Source organism: Streptomyces sp. NPDC002776, from assembly GCF_053592195.1.
This window is the reverse complement of sequence record NZ_JBSFVG010000065.1, coordinates 1-1,451: the sequence shown is the minus strand read 5'-3', so window position 1 is coordinate 1,451 and position 1,451 is coordinate 1. Positions and strand designations below refer to the sequence as shown.

The 1,451-nt window shown below is 69.0% G+C and carries 1 protein-coding gene; it reads left to right on the top strand.

Annotated elements, in window-relative coordinates; all coding sequences use genetic code 11:
• Positions 1 to 84 precede the first annotated feature (84 nt).
• A complete protein-coding gene (locus ACWD11_RS35160) occupies positions 85 to 1,335 on the top strand; it encodes an IS701 family transposase (protein ID WP_451125420.1) in 1,251 nt (416 codons plus the stop codon).
• The last annotated feature ends 116 nt before the right edge of the window (positions 1,336 to 1,451 follow it).

The following is a 1,451-nucleotide window of genomic DNA, read 5'->3' as shown; positions in this document are numbered from 1 at the left end:
CTAGTAGGGCTTGGTCAGCTTCGTTTGTGAGTGGCGTGTCTGTTGGGCTGTTGGTGTCGTTGTGATGGTGTGACACCTGGTGAGATGGCCGAGGTCCGGGAGGACCTGGAGGCGTTCACGGCGGAGTTGTTCGACGGGTTCTTCCGTGCTGACCAGCGGCGGTGGGGCCAGGTCTATGTGCGAGGGCTGCTGCTGGACGGTAAACGCAAGTCGGTGGAGCCCATGGCCGCCAGGCTGGGCGAGGACGGCAACCGGCAGGCGCTGGCTCACTTCGTGACGTCCAGCCCGTGGAATCCGGCGCACGTCCAGGCCCGCCTGGCCTGGAGGATGCAGGACGCGATCGGTCCGGAAGCGTTGATCGTCGACGACACCGGGTTCCTCAAGGACGGGGACGCCTCGGCGTGTGTGTCGCGGCAGTACACCGGCACCGCGGGCAAGGTCACCAACTGCCAGGTGGGAGTGTCACTGCACCTGGCCACCGACCGTGCCTCCGCCGCGATCGGCTGGCGGCTGTTCATGCCGTCCGGCTGGGACCCGGCCTCGCCCTGGGCGGACCCCGCCAAAGTCGCCCGCCGCGGCCGCTGCGGCATCCCCGCCCAGGCGGGACACGTGGAGAAGTGGCAGCTTGCTCTGGACATGATCGACGAAGCACGGTCGTGGGGCATCGACGTCCCCTTGGTCGTGGCGGACGCCGGATACGGCGACGCCGCCGCCTTCCGCAGCGGCCTGGAGGAACGCAACCTGCCCTACGCGGTCGGTGTTTCCGGCCGTCACAGCGCTCACCCTGCCGACGCCCGGCCCGTCCAGCCGATCTATGCGGGCACCGGCCGACGGCCGCACATGCAGTATCCCGACCCGCCGCAGACCATGAAGGACTTGGTCGTCGCGGCCGGCCGGACAGCCGCTCGGCCGGTGTCCTGGCGGGAGGGATCCCGGCCGGGCGCCAGCCGAAGCGGCTTCAAGCGTATGTACTCGCGTTTCGTCGCCCTCCGGGTCCGGCCCGCCGGACGAGGCATCCGCAAGCCGGCCGATGATCCCGAACTGCCCGAGCGCTGGCTGCTGGCCGAATGGCCTGCCACCGAGCCCGAGCCGGTGCAGTTCTGGCTCTCCAGCCTGCCCTCCGGCATGCCGCTGGCGACCCTGATCCGGCTGGTCAAATTGCGCTGGCGCATCGAGCATGACTACCGCGAGATGAAACAGGCCCTCGGGCTTGCCCATTTCGAGGGCCGCACCTGGAACGGCTGGCATCACCACGTCACCCTCGTCTCCGCCGCCCACGCCTTCTGCACCCTGCAGCGGCTGGCACGAGACCCAAAAGACACGGCGCAGGCCTGAGCCTCTACCAAGTCGTCCGCGAGCTGCAGACACTCCTTGCTCTCTGGGCCGGCGCCTGCCCCACCTGCCACCGCGACATACCCACACCGCTACGAACCTGACCAAGCCCTACTAGG